At 69.1% G+C, this 1,573-nt stretch carries 1 protein-coding gene; it reads right to left on the reverse strand.

What is annotated here, in order from left to right; translation table 11 throughout:
* Positions 1-152 precede the first annotated feature (152 nt).
* Positions 153-1,541: a metalloprotease PmbA gene (pmbA, locus tag AC1D01_RS34050; protein WP_477873879.1), complete on the reverse strand. Its 1,389-nt coding sequence runs from the start codon at positions 1,539-1,541 to the stop codon at positions 153-155.
* Positions 1,542-1,573: the final 32 nt, after the last annotated feature.

Consider the following 1,573-nt stretch of genomic DNA (forward strand, 5'->3'; position numbering starts at 1 on the left):
GATGAAGGAACGGCGTTCCATGCGGTGTCTCCTTTTGAATGCGGTGATGCGGGTGTACCGCGGGGAATTCTAGAAGTCGCGTCGCGCCCGGCGCTGCGGTGTTTCCCCGTCAGCGAAACTACGCACGGGGGCTACGCAAGAAGCTCGCGGTCTTACAGGCCGGCGATCTTCATCTCGGGGATCAACACCGAGCCGATGGTCTTGGTGCCCATCGTGTAGGCGTCGGCGCCGACCGCGACGATGTTCTTCAGCATCTGCTTCAGGTTGCCGGCGATCGTGATCTCGTGCACCGGGTAGGCGATGCGGCCGTTCTCGACCCAGAAGCCGGCGGCGCCGCGCGAGTAGTCGCCGGTCACGTAGTTGACGCCCTGCCCCATCAGTTCGATCACGAACAGCCCGCGGCCGAGCTTGCGCAGCATCTCGTCGAGGTTGTCGCCGGGCTTCGTCAGCCGGCTCGTGAAGCTCAGGTTCTGCGAGCCGCCGGCGTGGCCGGTGGTCTTCATGCCGAGCTTGCGCGCCGAGTAGCTCGACAGGAAATAGCCCTGCACGACGCCGCCGGTGACGACATCGCGCACCCGCGTGACGACGCCTTCGTCGTCGAACGGCGCGCTGCCCTTGCCGCCGCGCACGTGCGGGTTCTCGCGGATGTCGATGTGCGGTGCGAGCACTTCCTTGCCGAGGCTGTCGAGCAGGAAGCTGGAGTTGCGGTACAGCGCGCCGCCGCTGGTGGCCTGCACGTAGCCGCCGAGCAGCCCGGTGGCGAGCGTCGACTCGAACAGCACCGGCACCACGCAGGTCTTGATCTTGCGCGACTTCAACCGCGACAGCGCGCGCTCGGCGGCGTAGCGGCCGATGGCTTCGGGGCTCGCCAGGTCGCCGGGGGCGCGCATCGAGCTGTACCAGGCGTCGCGCTGCATGTCGTCGCCGCCGCGGCCGGGCAGCGACGCGATCGGCGCCACCGACACCGAATGCCGCGAACTGGCATAGCCGCCGCGGAAGCCGCGGCTGTTGCCGGCGAAGAAGTGCGACTGCTGCGCCGACACGCCGGCGCCCTCGCTGTTGGTGATGCGGCGGTCGGTGGTGAGCGCGGCGGCCTCGCAGCGCTGCGCGATCTCGGCGGCGCCGGCGGCGTCGATGTCCCACGGGTGGAACAGGTCGAGGTCGCGGGTGGCGGCTGCGCCGAGCGCCAGGTCGGYGTCATCCGGCAGGCCGGCGGCCGGGTCTTCGGCGGTGAAGCGGGCGATGTCGTAGGCGGCCTTGACCGTCTGCTCCAGCGCGACCGGCGAGAAATCGGAGGTACTCGCGTTGCCGCGGCGCTGGCCGAGGTAGACGGTGACGCCGATCGACTTGTCGCGATTGCGCTCGACGTTCTCGATCTCGCCCTTGCGCACCGACACCGACAGGCCTGCGCCCTCGGAGACCTCGACCCCCATGTCGCTCGCGCCGAGCGACTTGCCGAGCGACAGCGCGTCTTCGACCAGTTGCTCGAAGCGCTCGCGCGAATACGCGAAACCGTGGATGGGGAGGGAGGACTGGGTCATGGAGGCAGCAGGCGCACGAGGCAGCCAAGAGG

The organism is Rhizobacter sp. P3_B12, from assembly GCF_056402895.1.